The 18,780-nt window shown below is 36.7% G+C and carries 9 protein-coding genes; all 9 read left to right on the forward strand.

Annotation, left to right across the window (positions count from 1 at the left end):
- Positions 1-19: 19 nt before the first annotated feature.
- The 9 genes from GD630_RS12915 (at position 20) to GD630_RS12955 (ending at position 18,776) form a co-directional block, all read left to right on the forward strand.
- Positions 20-3,349 carry a SusC/RagA family TonB-linked outer membrane protein gene (locus tag GD630_RS12915; protein ID WP_143869042.1) on the forward strand — a complete coding sequence of 1,110 codons (3,330 nt, stop codon included), beginning with the start codon at positions 20-22 and terminating at the stop codon, positions 3,347-3,349.
- Positions 3,350-3,360: 11 nt separating this feature from the next.
- Entirely contained in the window at positions 3,361-4,863 is a 1,503-nt protein-coding gene (locus GD630_RS12920) for a RagB/SusD family nutrient uptake outer membrane protein (RefSeq protein ID WP_143869045.1), read from the forward strand.
- An 11-nt stretch (positions 4,864-4,874) separates the two neighbouring features.
- Complete coding sequence (locus GD630_RS12925) at positions 4,875-5,735, forward strand: DUF4843 domain-containing protein (RefSeq protein WP_143869047.1); 861 nt, start codon at positions 4,875-4,877, stop codon at positions 5,733-5,735.
- A gap of 21 nt (positions 5,736-5,756) precedes the next feature.
- Positions 5,757-7,436 carry a PKD-like family lipoprotein gene (locus GD630_RS12930; protein ID WP_143869049.1) on the forward strand — a complete coding sequence of 560 codons (1,680 nt, stop codon included), beginning with the start codon at positions 5,757-5,759 and terminating at the stop codon, positions 7,434-7,436.
- A gap of 40 nt (positions 7,437-7,476) precedes the next feature.
- Positions 7,477-10,062, forward strand: coding sequence for a zinc-dependent metalloprotease (locus GD630_RS12935; protein ID WP_143869051.1), 2,586 nt, complete (start codon positions 7,477-7,479; stop codon positions 10,060-10,062).
- A gap of 14 nt (positions 10,063-10,076) precedes the next feature.
- Positions 10,077-12,620 (forward strand): zinc-dependent metalloprotease, encoded by a 2,544-nt coding sequence (locus tag GD630_RS12940; RefSeq protein ID WP_143869053.1) that lies wholly within the window; start codon positions 10,077-10,079, stop codon positions 12,618-12,620.
- Positions 12,621-12,745: 125 nt separating this feature from the next.
- Complete coding sequence (locus tag GD630_RS12945) at positions 12,746-13,123, forward strand: carboxypeptidase-like regulatory domain-containing protein (protein ID WP_143869055.1); 378 nt, start codon at positions 12,746-12,748, stop codon at positions 13,121-13,123.
- A gap of 37 nt (positions 13,124-13,160) precedes the next feature.
- On the forward strand, positions 13,161-15,944 hold the full coding sequence (locus GD630_RS12950) for an outer membrane beta-barrel protein (RefSeq protein ID WP_143869057.1): 2,784 nt from the start codon (positions 13,161-13,163) through the stop codon (positions 15,942-15,944).
- A 126-nt stretch (positions 15,945-16,070) separates the two neighbouring features.
- The gene (locus GD630_RS12955; RefSeq protein ID WP_182505610.1) at positions 16,071-18,776 is read left to right on the forward strand and encodes an outer membrane beta-barrel protein; all 2,706 of its coding nucleotides are present in this window, start codon (positions 16,071-16,073) and stop codon (positions 18,774-18,776) included.
- The last annotated feature ends 4 nt before the right edge of the window (positions 18,777-18,780 follow it).

The raw sequence follows: 18,780 nt of genomic DNA on the forward strand, positions 1-18,780 counted from the left end.
AATTAAACAAGAAGAAAGAATGAGAAGAGTAAAATGCAGAGAAAGGATTAGAATACTTTCTCTGGTAATAGCCCTAGTACTATTACCGACAATGATGTTTGCCATCCCGGAAAGTGGCAAAAAAGTAACTTTAAATCTGGAGTCTGTTACTGTCAAAGAATTTTTTGATGCTTTAAGGCAGCAAACAGGATTGAGCTTTGTCTACAATACGGAGCAGACAAAAACACTAAAACCGATCACTATTCATGTAAAAGATGAAACAGTGGATAATGTGCTACGTACAGTTCTTAACGGTACTGGACTTACCTACAGTATGGAAAGGGATATTGTTACTATTTCCAAAACAGAACAGCAAAGTAATAAGCGTATAGCAACAGGTATCGTTTCGGATGAAGAAGGGCAACCTCTACCTGGTGTTAATGTTGTTATTAGTGATCTGCAACGTTTTGCCATAACTGACAACAACGGTAAATATAACATAGAGATACCATTCAACACAGCCTGTACTATCACCTTTTCTTACATTGGAATGTCTACTCAACAAATAATGATTAACAGTGGACGGAATGATGTGCGAAGAAATATTACTTTAAAAAGTGACACCAAATTGGATGAAGTCGTTGTTACCGGTATTTACACCCGTAAGGCAGAAAGCTTTACAGGATCAGCTACTACAATTTCGAGCAAGGATTTAATGCGGGTAGGAAATCAAAATGTGTTCCAAAGCTTGAAAAACCTGGATCCTACTATATATATTGCAGATAATTTTGATATGGGATCCAATCCTAATAGTATTCCGGATATGTCAATGCGTGGAACTTCCAGTTTTCCAACCACAGAAAGTAGTTCTTTGCGCAGCAACTATCAAAACCAACCCAATCAACCATTATTCATTCTTGATGGTTTTGAAACAACTGCTGAAACAATAATGGACATGGACATGAACCGAATTGAAAGCATTACAATTTTAAAAGATGCTTCAGCAAAAGCTCTCTACGGTTCTAAAGCAGCCAATGGTGTAATTGTTATTGAAACAAAACGTTTAACCGGAAATCAACAGCGTATTACATATAACGGTAGTATTTCTTTGGAAATACCAGATTTAACCAGTTATGACCTTTGTAATGCATTTGAAAAATTGGAAGCAGAACGTTTAGACGGAGTATATACAAATAGTAGTGTCAATACGCAGATTCAATTAGATCAATTATATAATAGCCGACGAAAACTTGCATTAGAAGGATTAGATACATACTGGTTATCCAAACCACTTCACACTGGCATAGGACATAAGCATAACCTAAATATAGAATTAGGCGATTCCCAAAATTTACGTGCAATCTTAGACCTTACTTATAATCAGATTACAGGGGTTATGAAGGGATCTGACCGCCGCAATATATCGGGTGATATAAATTTATCATACAGACATAACAAACTATTACTAAAGAATATCCTATCAATCATATCTAACAAAAGTAATGAGTCCCCTTATGGAGAATTTGGCGAATATTCCAGAATGAACCCATATTGGCAAGCAACTGATGAAAATGGGAATATAGTTCAATGGGTAGAACAAATTGGCTCAACATCAACCAAAGTAGCTAATCCTATGTATAATTCTATTATCGGAACTAGTTTTACTTCCAGCTATTTACAATTCACCAATAATTTTTATGCAGAATGGCAAGTTGATAAAAACTGGAAAGCAACAGCACGTATAGGAGTCTCTGAAAAACGAAATGATATGGATGATTTCTATCCCGCCTCACATTCCATCTTTGCAAATGTTAATGATATACTTAAACGTGGTAAGTATATTATGGAAAATGGTAAATCCAGTTCTATTTCCGGAGACTTGAATATAAACTATAATAATCAATTTGGTAAACATACTATCTTTGGAAATGCCGGTGCCTTTATCTCCGGAGAAAAATCATCAGCATATCGACACACGGCAGAAGGTTTCCCAAATAATCAGAAGGCAGATATTTCATTCGCAAAACAATATGCAGAAAACAGTACCCCTACTGGTTATTCCACAATTAACCGTGAAGCCAGCTTCCTATTAGCCGCTTCGTATGATTATGACAATCGTTATTTAGCCGATGCAACTGTTCGGGAAAGCGCATCTTCCTTATACGGTTCAGATAACCGTTGGGCCAATAGCTGGTCTTTTGGTATTGGATGGAACCTGCACAATGAAGCCATCTTGAAAGGTGTTGGATGGATTAAACAGTTAAAACTTCGAGCTTCGATTGGTTTGACTGGAAATCAAAACTTTGATACCAACGCAGCAATTGCTACATATAATTATTACACAGGCGTCGTATATGGAGGCTTAGCTGGCAAATTTACAGGAGCTTATTTAGCATCCATGCCTAACTCCAAATTAAAATGGGAACAGAAAAAGGATCATAATATAGGAATTGATATGAGAGTTGCCGGATTATCCCTTTCTGTTGACTATTACTCAGCAGATACCAAGAATATGTTAACCGATGTAACAATCCCAACTTCTACAGGATTCGCAATAGTAAAAGATAATTTAGGATTGGTACGTAATTCTGGAGTTGAAGCTAAAGCTAATTATACAATATGGCAAGGAAAAGAAGGTTTTGTAAATGTATATGGAACATTTGCCTATAACCGAAATAAAATAATTCGTTTGTCAGAGAGTATGCGGGCTTACAATGAAAAAATGATGAAACAAGCAGAAGATAATAATACCTCTGCACCTGTATTAATGTATCAAGACGGATTATCTATGAAAACAATATGGGCAGTTCCCTCAGCCGGTATTGATCCGCAAACCGGACAAGAAATATACATTAAAAAAGATGGTACCTACACTTATACTTATTCAGCCAATGATATGGTCGCTGCTGGTAACTCCGATCCTAAGTATCGTGGTACAGGCGGTTTCACAGCCGAGTATAAAGGTATCGGATTAAGCGCTACCATAAGTTATCTTGCTGGTTGTCAAATGTATAATTCAACCCTCGTCAGTCGGGTGGAAAATGCAAATATTACTTACAATGTAGATCGCCGATTGCTAATTGGTCGTTGGACTACTCCCGGACAAGTAACACCATACAAGAAATTCAATTCCGAAACAACCACACGTGCTACCACTCGCTTTGTACAGGATCGACGTGAATTATCACTCTCTTCCATCAGTGCATATTATGAGTTTCCAAGTTCCATTTATAGGAAATTAAGTATGCAACGCCTGCGTTTATCATTCTATTTAAATGATATTGCAACGTTCTCTTCTATAAAAATAGAACGAGGTTTAAATTATCCTTTCGCAAGAAATATGTCGTTCTCATTAACAGCCACTCTCTAAATTTTATAAAGATGAAAAAATACATATTAATCCTATTAACGTCCGTAGTAACATTATCCTCTTGCAGCGACTGGTTCGATGTTACTTCAGGATCTGAAATTCGAGAAAAAGATCATTATAGCACTCTTGCCGGATTCCAACAATCCTTAATAGGTTGTTATATTAGCATGACAGATAATATCCTTTATGGTAAAGAACTATCTTGGTATGCAATTGAAATATTAGGTCATCAATTTAATCCTGTGACTTCCAATTCAAGTAATAGTAAAGAAATGCAAGAATATGAAAAATTCAATTACGACCACACACAAATATTCTCGGACATCGAAAATATCTGGGCTAAAGCATATTCTGTAATAGCCAATGCCAATGAAGCATTAATTAATATGGAAGGACAGGAGTCTAGTCTGAATGAAGTCTATTATCATGTTATCAAAGGAGAACTCCTTGCTATTCGTGCATATATGCATTTTGATCTGTTGCGCCTATATGGATATGGTGATTGGAAAAACCGTTCCACAGAACTAAATTCTAAGAAAACGATTCCATATGTAACAACTTTATCATCGATCCCAACTCCTCAACGCACAGGAAAGGAGACACTTCAAATGATTATCAACGATTTGGAAGCCGCAGAAAAATTATTAAAGGAATACGACCCTATCACAAAAAAACATCCGGCTTCTTATTACACAAGCATAGATGCAGATGGTTTCTTCAAAGATAGAACTTTACGACTCAATTATTATGCAGTCAAAGCACTGGAAGCACGTGTATATTTATGGGAAGGCAGTAAAGAAAGCATAGACAAAGCTTTAAATGCTACTGAAGAGATAATCACAGCTATCGGTGATAATGGAATTGTTATGGACGATATGTACACTTACTCCTACCTGTTACCAGAAATTTCTCAATTTAACCGTTCTCTAGCATCCGAAGCTTTATTTAGTCTAAATGTTTCAGACATTACGTCCAAAATTACCTCATATATAATACCCAACTTCGTCAACACAGACTATACAGCTATGTATATATCTCCAACAGACGTTGAAAGTATATATGAAGGCATAAATTCAGATGTTCGTTTCACACGAATGTTAGATCAAACCCAAAGTGATTCCAGAGGATATGTCCCTATGAAAATTCATCAAGCAAGTTTAGACGAATTCAATAAGAACCGCTTGTCTCTAATACGCTTGCCTGAAATATTCTATATTGCTGCAGAATGCTATGCAACAAGTGCAACCCCAAATCTTGACATGGCATTACAAAGGCTAAATAAAATTCGCGAAAACAGAGGTATCAACACCTCTCTTGAAAATCTAAATGCAGATCAAATCATAAAAGAAATACAAAAAGAATATCACAAAGAATTCATTTCCGAAGGTGTCATGTTCTATTACTATAAGCGAACAGGGTGTAAATCCATTCCTAATTATAATGAAGAGATGACAGATACGCAATATTTATTGCCTTATCCTACCTTCGAAATACAATCCGGTCGTGTACAATAAACAATATTAACATGAAAAAAGTAGTTATAAAATCAGTCTTGGCGATAAGCTGTTTCTCTTTATGCCTCATTAGTTGCGGCAAGGAAGAAATACCATATTTTGACAGTCAATATAATGCTGTCAGATTCAATTCTACGAATGAGTACGATGCAGAAACCGACATATTTAAAGGGAACTATTCTTTTCTGGAGAATCCCTTTGATGAATATGGTGAATATGAATTGCCTTTAGTTTTGGTCGGAAATGTATCGGCAGAAGACCGTACTGTGAATTATGTAATCAATGTGGAGGAAACCACCGCCCCCGAAAACAGTTATGAAATAACTGCAGCAGTGATTCCCGCAAATAGTTTAAAAGGAACAATAAAAATAAGACTGTTCAATACTGAAGAAATACAAAATGGAGCATCATATAAACTTTATATCCAACTAAAAGAATCATCAACTCTAGGATTAGGACCTAAAGAATATATCACAGCAACGTTAAGTTGGAACAGCAATATCATTGCCCCTCCGGCAACTGAACGATATTTATGGATGACATATAATTCACTAATAAAATCATCTCTAGCTCCAACCTCTTTTTCTACAACGGCTTATAGTTCCAATGCTTTAAAAACAATTGTAACAGCTTTAGACTGGGATGATTGGGACGATATGACTGCGCATCCTGACCAACTACAGAGACCAACATATTTTACATATAAATATCTCGCCAATTATAGATTATTCGTAACAGACAAATCATATGAAGCTTATGCTGCAAAATTAGCGGATTATCTAAAAAAATATCAGAAAGAACATCCCGATGTCCCCCTAGTTCATAACGAAGGTAGTTTGAAAGGACAAATTATAGAAGCCAGAACATATTAATTTATATAATTCTATAAAATTATGAAGAAAAATAATATAACTCAATTAATAATATTACTGCTGCCTAATATTCTCTGGTTTACTTCTTGCTATGAGGATAAAAGTTCATTTGCAACAAACCTTATTCCAGAAGTACAAATTAGTATAAATGATAAAAATCAAGAAAATTCAATATACGTAGGTTATCAATCTCCTGTCGATATTGTACCATCTATTACCCAAGATGGTTTTGATGGTTCTAATTTGCGCTATGAATGGGCTGTAACCGAGGAACCCTCAACTACCAATCCTGTTTATGAAATTATTGGTACAGAAAAAGACTTTCATGGTATCATAAATCGTCCTATATCAAATGGAACCTATACGTTAAAATTGACTGTAACAGATGTAGCAAATGATAACTTACAATATATTTATTCTTGGAAATTATATGTACAAAGTAGCTTCCTAGACGGATTGTTAATCGCAGATAGTGAGAACGGCACAACAACAGATTTGACTTTGATTAACAATTCTCAAATAACAAATCAATATACAAAAGAAGAAAGAATATTTCGTCACATACTAGAAACTGCTAATGGAGCAGCATATGATGAATTATTGACTTCATTAACCTATGAGGTGATGGGGAACACAGCAATACTTGGTAGTTCTCACTTAAATCAGATTTGGGCTATTTCTTCCACAGGAAAAAGTATTCGTTTCAACTGTGAAGACTATTCAATAAACGGAACATGGGAAGATGAAAAAATATTTTTATATTGCCCCACCGATTTTCAAGTAAAATCTTATATTCGTTCTTCACAACTTTTCATTGCTTATACAAATAATGGACTATATTCATTCTTAAACACAGCAGGTAACAAATTCTCTATGCCTAATTCTGTTTTTAATGGATTTGAAATCAATAACAATGTATATGCAGCAAATTCTTCATTTAGTATTGGTGACAACCATTTAGTATGGTTAGATAAACCCAAAGGTGCCTTTTATTCCTTAAATGGCACGAGTTATAACACATGTACTCCGTATATCTCAAATCCAGATTTCGATCCTAATGACATGGGAAGTCAAACAGCTATTGCCGCAACAAGTTCTCAAGATGGTTCATTGACCACTTTCTTACTAAAAGACGATAATAGTGGAGATTATGCTATTTACACTTTAAGCCAATATAAAGCAGAAGAAGGCTACTATGAAGATCCTGATAATTGGGATGGATGGGTAGTTACCTCACCAGAACAACCAGCAGCTGCAAAAAACAAATATATTATTCCAGCAGCAGGCAAAAACTTATTAGACAAAGCTGTATCTATTTTCTTCGGACATACAAATAATGTATTATATGTAGTAACAGATGCAGCTATATATTCATTTACATATGGTATGGGAAATGAAGTATCTGTCTCCACCACCTCGCAGTTTAGCCCTAGTAACGGAGAAAAAATCACAAAAGCCAAGCTGTATCAACAAGGACAATACACTAATCAATTAAATGTTATGACAGGTAATCCACCAGCTATTACCCCGAATGCATGGAATAACAAAGCACTCATTATTGTGACCCAATCCACAGAATTTGATGGAAAAGTTTCAATTGTTCCAATGAAACAGGCTGGTGCAGGTACCTTGGACGTCTCTCAAGCACTAGTCTATGATGGCTTCGGCAAAATTCTGGACGTAACGACAACCGGATATTAATCTAATTTCAAATTTCATAAAAATACATTAAAGAACTAACATGAGAAAAAAAATCCTCTTACTTGCAGTATTAGTGGTAGCTTCGGCTACCACTATCGATGCGCAACGCAAATTTCCATTCTTCTGGAAAAAGAAGAAAGCAAAAACGGAACAAACTACTCCGGCGAAGAAAGAAAGTGAATACGACAAACTATTCAAAAAGAAACATGAAACGGCAAAAGGACTGATAACATTACATTTGCTGGATGGAAAAGTCTATTTTGAACTTCCTGTGGATTTAATCAATAAAGATATGCTTATCGGTTCTACAGTTACCAGTATATCCGACAATGGCAATGCCGTAGTCGGATCCAAACCGACCGATCTGCTCCATGTTATGTTTACACGTAATAAAACACATGTACAATTACGCCAAGTAAATACTGATTATATTACAGGCAGCACACAAATCGATGAAGCTTTACGCAAAAGCACTTTGGGAGCAATTATCAGTAATCAGAAAATTCAGGCATACAACAATGACTCTACCGCCATTGTATTCGATATGACCGGAGTTTTCTTAAGCGACAACAAAAAAATGAGTCCATTCGATCGTAATTCAATCTATGGAATGTACAATCGTACAGAGAATTATCAATCCGACTGCTCTTACATTTCACAAATCAAGGCTTTCAAAGATAATGTTTCTATTAAAAGCTGTCTGTCATATACATTCTCTGTCAGCAATTCACAAGGGGCATCACTCATAAAAGACCGTCCATTCACCGCAGAAATGACACGTTCCATCATGCTGTTGAAAGAAAAGCCTTACCGTCCACGTATGGCAGATTACCGTATCGGTGTATTCTTTACCGGACGCGAACAACTAGGCGAAGGAGCTAAAACGACCGCACCCGTTTACTATGCCAATCGATGGGATATACAACCGTCTGACACTGCTGCCTACCTACGTGGTGAGAAAGTGAAACCCACTAAACAGATTGTTTTCTACATCGATAACACTTTTCCGGAAAAATGGAAACCATATCTGCGGGAAGGAGTCACCCAATGGAATGAATTATTCGAGCAGATTGGATTCAAAGATGTTGTAGCAGCCAAAGATTTCCCGACTGATGATCCGGAATTCGATCCGGACAATATCAAATATTCATGTGTTCGCTATGCTCCATCAAGCATTGAGAATGCTATGGGACCATCATGGGTAGACCCACGAAGCGGAGAAATCTTGAATGCCTCCGTATATTTATATCATAATGTTATCAAGCTTATCAGTAACTGGTTGTTCGTGCAAACAGCACAAGCCGATAAGGATGTACGTACTGTCAATATTCCGGATGAGATGGTTGGAGACGCATTACGCTATGTACTTTCACACGAAATCGGTCACTGTTTAGGGTTTATGCATAATATGGGAGCTTCTTCCACTTTCCCGGTAGATTCTTTACGTTCACCGGAATTCACGCAGAAGTATGGCACTACTCCTTCCATTATGGATTATGCCCGCTTCAACTATGTAGCACAACCCGGCGATAAAGAGCGTGGTGTAAAATTGACTCCTCCCCGCTTTGGTGAATACGACAAATACCTAATTAAATGGACATATACTCCGGTATTCAATGTTAATACTGCAGACGAAGAAGCAGTTATAACAAGCAAATGGATCACTGATGCCATTAAAGAAAATCCTGTGTACCGATATGGAAAACAACAAGTATATGGAGTTGTTGATCCCCGTTCACAAACAGAAGATATTGGTGACAACTCTATGAAAGCAACTCGATATGGCATCAAGAACCTTAAGTATATCATGAACAATTTGGAAAATTGGATTTCCGAAGGTGACGATACATACGAATACCGTGAAGATTTATTTATTGGTATCGTAGAACAACTTGCAATGTACGTTACCCATGTAGCAGGCAATGTAGGTGGCTATTTTGTCAACGAAGTTAAAGAAGGGGACACAATGCCACGTTTTGCACAAATTCCGAAGGCACAACAAAAAGAAGCCCTGAATTACCTATTCGAAATTTATAATGATCTGGATTGGCTTGACAACAAAAACTTATTAACTAAATTTCCGGTTTCCGGTTCCCCTAAACAAACTATTCAAAACTTCATGTTGAGATATATACTGCCTGTACCTTTTCAGGTATCACAATACGAAGGATTAGAGAAAGATTCATTTACTGCTGCCGAGGCTTTCAACATGATATACAATTTTGTTTGGAAACCGACTATTTCCGGACATACATTAACAGAATCCCAGATGAATCTTCAGAAACAATATATATACATGATGATGCAGACTGCCGGGTTCACAATCAAAGGAGCCGGAAAAGCATTAGCCGGAGAAAAACTACTTGATATCAATCACCGCCAGTTCGGATATACTTGTTGCCAGGGACATGCTCTCAAAGAAAATGCAATGCACAACCCTGTAGCAGGTTTTGAATGGAGACCATTGAATCGTTTTTCTATGACGGCCAAAGTTACACAAGCAGATGTATACGCATATATAGCTAAAGCCAAACAACTGATGAAACAAAAGGCAGCCAGTGCATCAGGGAAGACGAAAGCTCACTATGAATTATTATTAAAGATGCTCGACATCAACTTAAAATAAGGGAGGGACAAAAGATGAAAAAACTATTTTTATGGTTAATGGCGGGTTTGCTGATTATCGGATCAACAAATGAAGCCAATGCCCGCTCCAAGAAGAAAAAAGGAAAAGCCAAAACTGAACAACAGGCAGACAGTGTACAAAAAAAGAAAAAGAGTGTATACGACAAGCTTTTCAAAGATAAGAAGAAACATACAGTCAATAAAGGGACAATTACAGTTCACCAGTACGAGGATAAGATTTATCTGGAACTACCAGTTGAATTAATGGGACGGGATTTTTTAGTAAACTCTGCCATCACTACTGCAAGTGATATTTCGATGGCAGGCACAAAAGCTGCTCAAAGTAGGTATCTGATTATTGATAAAACCGATTCATTAATATTATTCCGAGATCCGAAATACAATGTTCGCCTCAACGAACAGGACGATAATCAAGAAGCGGCTTTTGCTTTATCTCGCAGTAATGCTATTTACAAAGCATTTCCAATTGAAGGATACACCAGCGATTCAACAGCTGTTGTATTTAATGCCACTTCCTATTTCTCTTGTTCCAATAAAGATGTGCTAAATCTTAGTGGACGCAGTTATGGAGGTATGCTCACAATTGTAAGTGCTTCTCCCCAAAGTAAAACATCTTTTGTGGATTCTGCAGACGCATTCGACAATTGCATCAGCATCACTCAAAACTGTACTGCAAAGTTGAGCATCAGCATCATGGGCTTTGTCTCCAAAGAACAACCGGAATTAACAATGTCAGTACAAACAACATTAGCCCTACTATCGAAAGAAAAGATGAACACCCGCGAAGCCAACCCACGCGTAGGAACAGGGTATATCTCATACACAGACTATCGTAATGAAAAACGTTTCAAGAAAGGATATTATGTAACACGTCGTAATATAACGACGCAACAACCTGTTGTCTTCTACATTGATACTCTGATTCAGGATAGCTGGGTAAAAGCCATCCAAAAAAGTGCAAATGAATGGAATATAATATTTGAAGACTTAGGAATAGGAAAACCAATCATAATAAAACCGTATGAGAAAGATTCAACTTTTCGTGCTAATAACCCAATGATAAATACGATTGCTTTTCTGAATAACAACAACTCGGAAGTTACCGCATACAATGTCACAGACTTACGCACTGGCGAAATTTTAAGTACCAAGATAGGAGTACCACGTGACCTTGCCGTCAGCGTACGCCGTAATGGAGTATACCAAATGGCAGAGGTCGATCCGCGCTTCCGGACTTATTACATTGCTGATGAGGTAATCTGTGAGAATCTGACAGCACGTATGCTAAAAGCATTTGGCCTTAGTTTAGGATTGGCTACTAATTTAGCTGGTTCTGCAGCATACTCCCCTGAAGAACTACGTTCTCCTGAATTTACTCAAAAATATGGTATCACAGCTTCAGTCATGGACAACGTATTATACAATTATCTGGCACAGCCCGGTGATAAAGAAAAAGGAGTGGTATTGATTGTCGACAAACCGGGTGTATGTGACGCATTTACGCTCAAATATCTGTATGCCGCCACCAGTGAAAATGAATCAGACATATTGAAGAAATGGGCCATGGAACACGATGGAGATCCACGCTATTTCTATGGGAAGCGTTCACCAGCTTATGCTACAGACCCGCGTTGCCAAAACTATGATTTAGGTAATGATCCGATAGCCTCTTTAGATGCACAAATTGCTCATGTGAAATATGTAGTTAAAAATAGCCCTGCCTGGTTTCACGACGATAATATCCCCAATGATTATCGGGAACTATTTCCTGATTTTGTGATTATTGAATTAATCAATAAAACATTGTCACCTGTATCTTCTTATATCGGAGGTATTTATATCAATGAAGCCAACGAAAAAAGCAATGTACCTTCATATCAACCGATATCGGCAGATATGCAAAAGAAAGTCTTACAAAAGATATTCAGTACCTTCTATGATTTAAGCTGGCTGGACTCCAATAAGGATTTTTTGCGTTTAGGTGGTGTCAATCCTGATATGTCAACATGGATTTACAATAACGGGTACCCAATGATGTCTTTGATGTTTCGTTTGATGCGTATGGGATTGAGTGTAGAGAAATCAACTAAACCTTATACCCAAGAAGCATATTTGAATGATATAGAGAAACAATTATTCAAAGAAACTTTAAATGGGAAACCTTTAAGTGCTCCAATGATTGCACAACTGTCTGTATATATCAGTTCTTTAAAAGGAATGTGTCCGACATTAAAGGCTATTGACAAAGCTGTATCAACAGGCGCAGCTTCGATTGCTCTCAATGAGCAAACTAATCCTAAGTTACAAGCATTAGAACTGCAAACGATCTTTACCACTATATCTGCAACAGAAGAACAATCTGGCATGGAACCTATGACTGCTGTTAATTTCTATGCTGGTACGGATATCGAAGCTATTTGCTATGAGAAACTGAAAAGTGCACGCCGCTATTTGATACAGGCTCGTTCTATAGCTAGTAATGATATTGAGCGTGGAAAGTGCGACTATTTGATAACGATGATTGACCGGGTAATCTAACCATTCTCCCTGCATTCATGATATTTACTTGAAATAAAAAGTTTAGTGATAGCAAAATATATAACAATCTTAAAAATTCATATTATGAAACATATTATTTTTTTATATTTGTACTTACTGCAACAATGTATACATTTGCACAAGAATCCGTCTCTTCCCCCATAATTAAGGGAAAAGACAATAAAAATTTAGAGTTTTTCAAAAGTAATAAACTTCAATCCCCCATCTCTCCCACAAGCATATTTGGTCAAGAAATCCGAGGAGTTGTTTATGATAAAAAGACAAATGAAGTGCTAATAGGTGCAAGTGTTATTGAAGTCGGCAGTTCTAATGGCACCATAACTGATATTGATGGACAATATAGCATAAAATTATCTAATTCCGACAAAAAAATTCTCCAAGCAAGTTATTTAGGATATGTAGTAAAGCAAGAAAGAGTTGGAAACCGAAAGGTTGTAAATTTCTTCTTAGAGGAAGATCAGGTGACAATTTCAAATAAATAACAATCAAGCTATCACTAAACTTTTATCAAATTAAAACATGAAAAAAACAACAATTAATATTTTATTATTATTCATAGCCTTACTCGTGAATGCTCAGGATAAGACAAATGAATTATCAGGATTTATCATGCACAAACAAGAAAGTGGATTTAATACGTCATTAGATGGTGCCAATATTTTTTTAATCTATGCAAAAGATACATTGAAAACAACAAGTGTAAATGGAACATTCCGTTTCAAACCTATAAAAACAGGGAAAGCGAAACTTATTGTGACTGCCATGGGATGTAGAAAAGTTGAAAAAGAACTAAATATAATAGCAGGAAAGAATCCTAATCTTTACATAGATATTTTGGATGAATCCATCCAACTGGAAGAAGTCACCATCAAGGGCAGAATCCCCATTGTGACCCAAAATGGTGACACGCTAATATTCAACCCTAAGGCAGTCAACGTACAAGAAGGAGATGTCGCCATGAATATTGTGGAGCAACTTCCAGGAGCAGAGACCGATGAGCACTCCGTCCAGATAATGGGAAAACAAGTGACCAAAACTTATATAGACGGCAAACTAATATTCGGAAGTGACCCTATGGCAGCACTTAAGAATCTTTCTGCAACTGACGTATTAAAAATCAAGGCTTATGACGAATATGAAAATACGAAAACAAAAAAACTAATGTATAGGGGAGACCTCACCAGAGTGCTTAATATTGAGACTAAAAGCAAGCTTATCAGCTCGTGGAAAGCACATCTATTGGCCAGTGCAGGTAGTAATCTGGATTCAGAGAATAGCAGAGGGAAGTTCCGTAAAGGACTCGGACTCACTGCCAATTTCTTCTCTGAGAATTTTTTACTTACTGGGAATGCTTTTCACAATAATATCAACCGGAAATCAAACAATATTAAAGATGTTCTTTCCATCTCCAATCCTAAAAGTACTTTCAACGAAACAACTTATGCTGATTTAGCTATGGAACACTCATGGAATACTGAAAATGGGACATACGGTGGGTTTACGGCATTCTACACTTTCGGTTATGATCGCGATAATACAGATACACGATCTGAACAACTTTATTTTCCCGACAACAATTATCAGCAGCGCCTTTATGAAGAACAAAACAGCAACAGTGACAGAAAACAGAATCACTATTCCGAATTATCTTTCTCTAATTCAAACGATAAATGGGGAGCACTCCATTGGAACCAACTGATAACATATAACAACAACAAAGATTGGCAATCGCTTTACATATACAATGAAGTAAATAATCTTCAAGCATCGAAAAGCCTGATGCATTACGGTAATCTAAACAAAAGCTTCCACGTGATGGAAAGAATCAGTTATACCAATGGGATTACTGACAGATTCGGATACACATTAGAAAGCTCTATAGATATAAATAAAGGGAACGATCATTCATTACGGGTAGACACTTTGGAAAGTTCGATAACACAAACATATCTGACTATTCCATCAAAACTCCGTAATACGGAGTGGAACGGCAATGTTCAGCTAATGTATATACTGAATCCAGAAACAGAAAGCCAACTCTCTTTAGACTATTCCGTTAAATACGAAAACGGATGGAAACATCAATTCGCCTGGAATATGTTAAACCCGACAGATCCACAAACGGACGAAGCCAATACATATAGCTATAAAGTGAACAACTTGATACAAAAGCAGGAAGTGTCATTGCACTTTTCTCCCTATGAGAAAACAAGTTGTGACATCTCCGCAGGACTTAAGGAAAGTACACTTAACCGAAAAGAAAAAGACATAGACAACTACCAAAAAACATTCATTTCTCCAACCGTTAAGCTTTCTCTTGTATATTCAGATATAACAAATTCATGGAATACCACTTATATGCTGCACAACCTTGTGCCAAACATAGTACAGTTGCGTCCGCAAATAGACAACAGTAATCCCTATATGCTGCGCAGTGGAAATCCTAACTTAAAACAATCATATCTACATTCATTCCTCTTCAATTACAGCCGTATGCTGGGAAAACATAACCACACCCTAGGTGTAGCTATCAACACTACAATCCGCCAACACTCTCCTGTAGCGAAGACCACCTATTATAATACAGAAACTTATCTACCGGAATTACAATACACAACACCAGCTCACAGCTCCCTAATTAGTTTTGAAAACGTAGAGGGATATTGGGATATAAAAGGCAAACTGATATGGCAAGCTCCTATACGTAGTATAAAATCTAAATATATCTTATCTACCGGATTCAACTATGAACATAATCCATATTACATAGGGGAAAATAAGACTACAACGCGTACCTATGATCCATCGCTCGAACATTCGCTACTATGTAATCTAACTAAAAAACTAAAAATAACGGTCAGTACCAATACTCGATATATACATAGTATCAATACTGAAAATTATACAGGGAAAACATTCTATCAGACAGCGGGAACAACAGTAGATATCAGCCAAATATGCAAACATTTCTATTTAAGCAGTCATTATCTTTTCATTTTTAGCCGTGATTATGGAATAAACAAAGAGATTAACCGCAATCACACCCTAAACTTGAATATCGGATGCAAAGTGTTAAATCGTAAAGGAGACATTAGTATTGCCGCATACGATTTATTAAATAGTCACCGAACATTCAGTAGTCAAATGTATTCCAACTACATTCAAAATACATGGACTAATTATTATGGACGATTCTTTACCATAAACTTTGCGTATCGGTTTGGTAAAGTGAAATCGAATTACGAAGGGAATACGAATGACGGAAGCATACGTGAATACAGATCAATGCCCGGCAAAATATGAATCTCATAATATAGAAATATGATAAAAAATCCTACATCTATAATCCATATTTCATGTATATTACTGTCTCTCTGCAATATACACATACTGTGTGCTCAAAAAACAATTCCATCAGATTCCACTACCATGCAACAAAAGGTTGTCAAATATGGAAAAGTACAGCTACGCACAAGTATTATGCAAGTAAGTCTTGATGCAGTCAAAGCAAATCTGATATGTAGAAAAGACACCTTGAAAGAAGATTATAGAAATGCAGGATTTATCTTTTGGAATAAAGTTCCCGTCGGCATCGCACGAGCCATCGTGTGGGCCGACGGATTTATCGCGGATTCTGATACACTATATGTGCGAGAGGGACAAACGACACGAAAAGACTTTTATCTGACCGACCGCATTATACAATTGCGAGCCGTAACTGTAAAAGGTAAAATTTCCACTATGGTATACCGAGACGATACTATCCGATTTAATCCACAAGGAATCAACATATTGGAAGACGACGTAGCACGAAATATCCTGGAGCAAATGCCGGGAGTGCAAGTATCAGAACAGGGAGTTAAAGTCGCTGGAAAAGATGTGGAGAAGACATACGTTGACGGCAAAAAGATTTTTGGAGAAAATCCAATGAATGCGTTGAATCACCTTCCTGCCAATGATGTTGTATACATATCCGCTTATGATGAAGATGAGCATAAAGAGCAAACACGTAAAAATAGAAAAGGCAAGAAACGCAGAGTTCTGAATATTGAGACAAAAAGCAAATTAGTAAACTCGAAGGAAGGGAATCTGATAGCAAGTATCGGAGGAAATATGGAAAAACAACAGCTCGCAGACCATAACGCGCGCTATGGTGTAGGAGGCACATTTAACTTTTTCTCCGAGAAAATGTTGGTAGCAATCAATGCTATGCACAATAACTTGAACAGAACAACCAATCAACCGCAAATATTTCTAAGTACCAGAAATCCATCGCAGACTTACAGTGAAAATAGCTTTGGAGCTATCAACCTGTCTCGCCGTTGGGAAAAAGAAACCGGATTTTACAAAGAAATAAAAGGAAGCTATCAGTTTGCACGAAGCGCAACAGAAGCCAATACCCAAACAGAACAAGAATACTTTGCTACAGATGCCTTCTGGCAAAAGAGTTATCTAAGCCAATATCAAAATACAAATCAGTATAATAAACATACTATGAATACTGGATTTAGCATGAATGATAAGAAATGGGGCAATTTGATTATTGATTATACCTTATCAACTAATCATTCAAAACAACATACACTACAGCAAATCACAAATAGCGTAGATGAGATTAAGAGTACCGGTATTTTACAACAAAACGGCTGTGGTAAAGCCCAAGAGATGCAAGGTGTGGTGAATTGGACAAAATTCGTCGGAGATTGGAACTACTCCATCCATGCGAACTATTCGAATAGCTCGTCCAGCGGAGAAGAAAGCCGAGAAAACAAGACACAAAATGAGGCTAGTGGAAGTCTGCAAGAGATTACAACAATTCCAGCCAATGGAAGAGGAAATAAATGGGAGGCCAAAACAGGATTAAAGCGCATGCTATCAAAAGACAAATATTCATTCATCGAATTAGCATATAATTTTGTATCGGACAATCGTCATATCAATCAGCTCGCATGGAACAAAATAACAGGAGAAATAGACCCTACAAATACATATAATTACCGAAATTATCTGATAGAACACACCCCTGGAACGACAGTTATTCTGCCCGATTTAGGAATTTTCAATATTGAGATTTCAGCAGGGTGGAAACATTCCATTATTAAGGATAGAAAAGAAACGGCACAAACAAAATTTGAAAAATCATTTAACGCATTAAAAGGAGAAGTACTGATTTCTTTAGGAGGAAGATTGAGTGAAAAAGCAGAGCATACAATCAAATATTCTATGAATAGCCAACTCCCCAATATAACACAGTTACGTTCAGAAGTCAACAATTCTAATCCTTATTTTATCAGCGGTGGAAATCCAAACCTGAAAGCCAGTACCATACATAAAATTTGGTGGAAAGAACAGCATCGCTTTAATAACTACGGACATTTGATAAATTCGGAATTAACGTTAGCTTTCATAAAAAACAGCATCTCCAATAGGAACACTTATTTTAGCAAAGCAACTTACTTGCCTGATTTTAAATACACGGCTATTGCAAATAGTACACTCAGTAGTTACGACAATCTAAATGGAGCATGGAATACAGATTGGGATATTTCCTGGATGTATCCTATCGTAAAAATCAAATCTAATTTAGATGTTAATATTAATAATAAGTATGAACATCTGCCTTACTACTATGATAACATACGGGATATAACAAAAATAAGCACAACAAGGATAGGAGCTAGATTCGCTACCAATCTGATTCCTCGATTGCGTGCATCAACTTATTGGAGTATCAGCTATCGGCAAGCCTCCAATAAAGCAAATGACCAAACAAACCGAATATTAGCAAATCGCTTAATAGTAAATATGACGTGTACTCCCATATTAAAGTATTTCTTTGCGAATATATCATATACCTATCAGCACCAGAACAGCAAAACCTATCACCAAATTGATAAAGAAAATATCTTAAACATTTATGCTGGAGCAAAAGTATTCAATCGACAAGCAGAAGTAAGCATTACTGCATTCGACTTATTGGATTCATATCGTAATCGTATTATTCAACTGAAAAACAACTATACCAACTATATTAATAGAGAGAACTTCGGACGATACTTTACCATTAACTTCTCTTGGAAATTCAGAAAGATCAAATCAAACCGAATTGATATCTCAAGAGGAGTTAATTGGTAAAATC

Origin of the sequence: Bacteroides zhangwenhongii, assembly GCF_009193325.2 — a bacterium.
Taxonomy (GTDB): domain Bacteria; phylum Bacteroidota; class Bacteroidia; order Bacteroidales; family Bacteroidaceae; genus Bacteroides; species Bacteroides zhangwenhongii.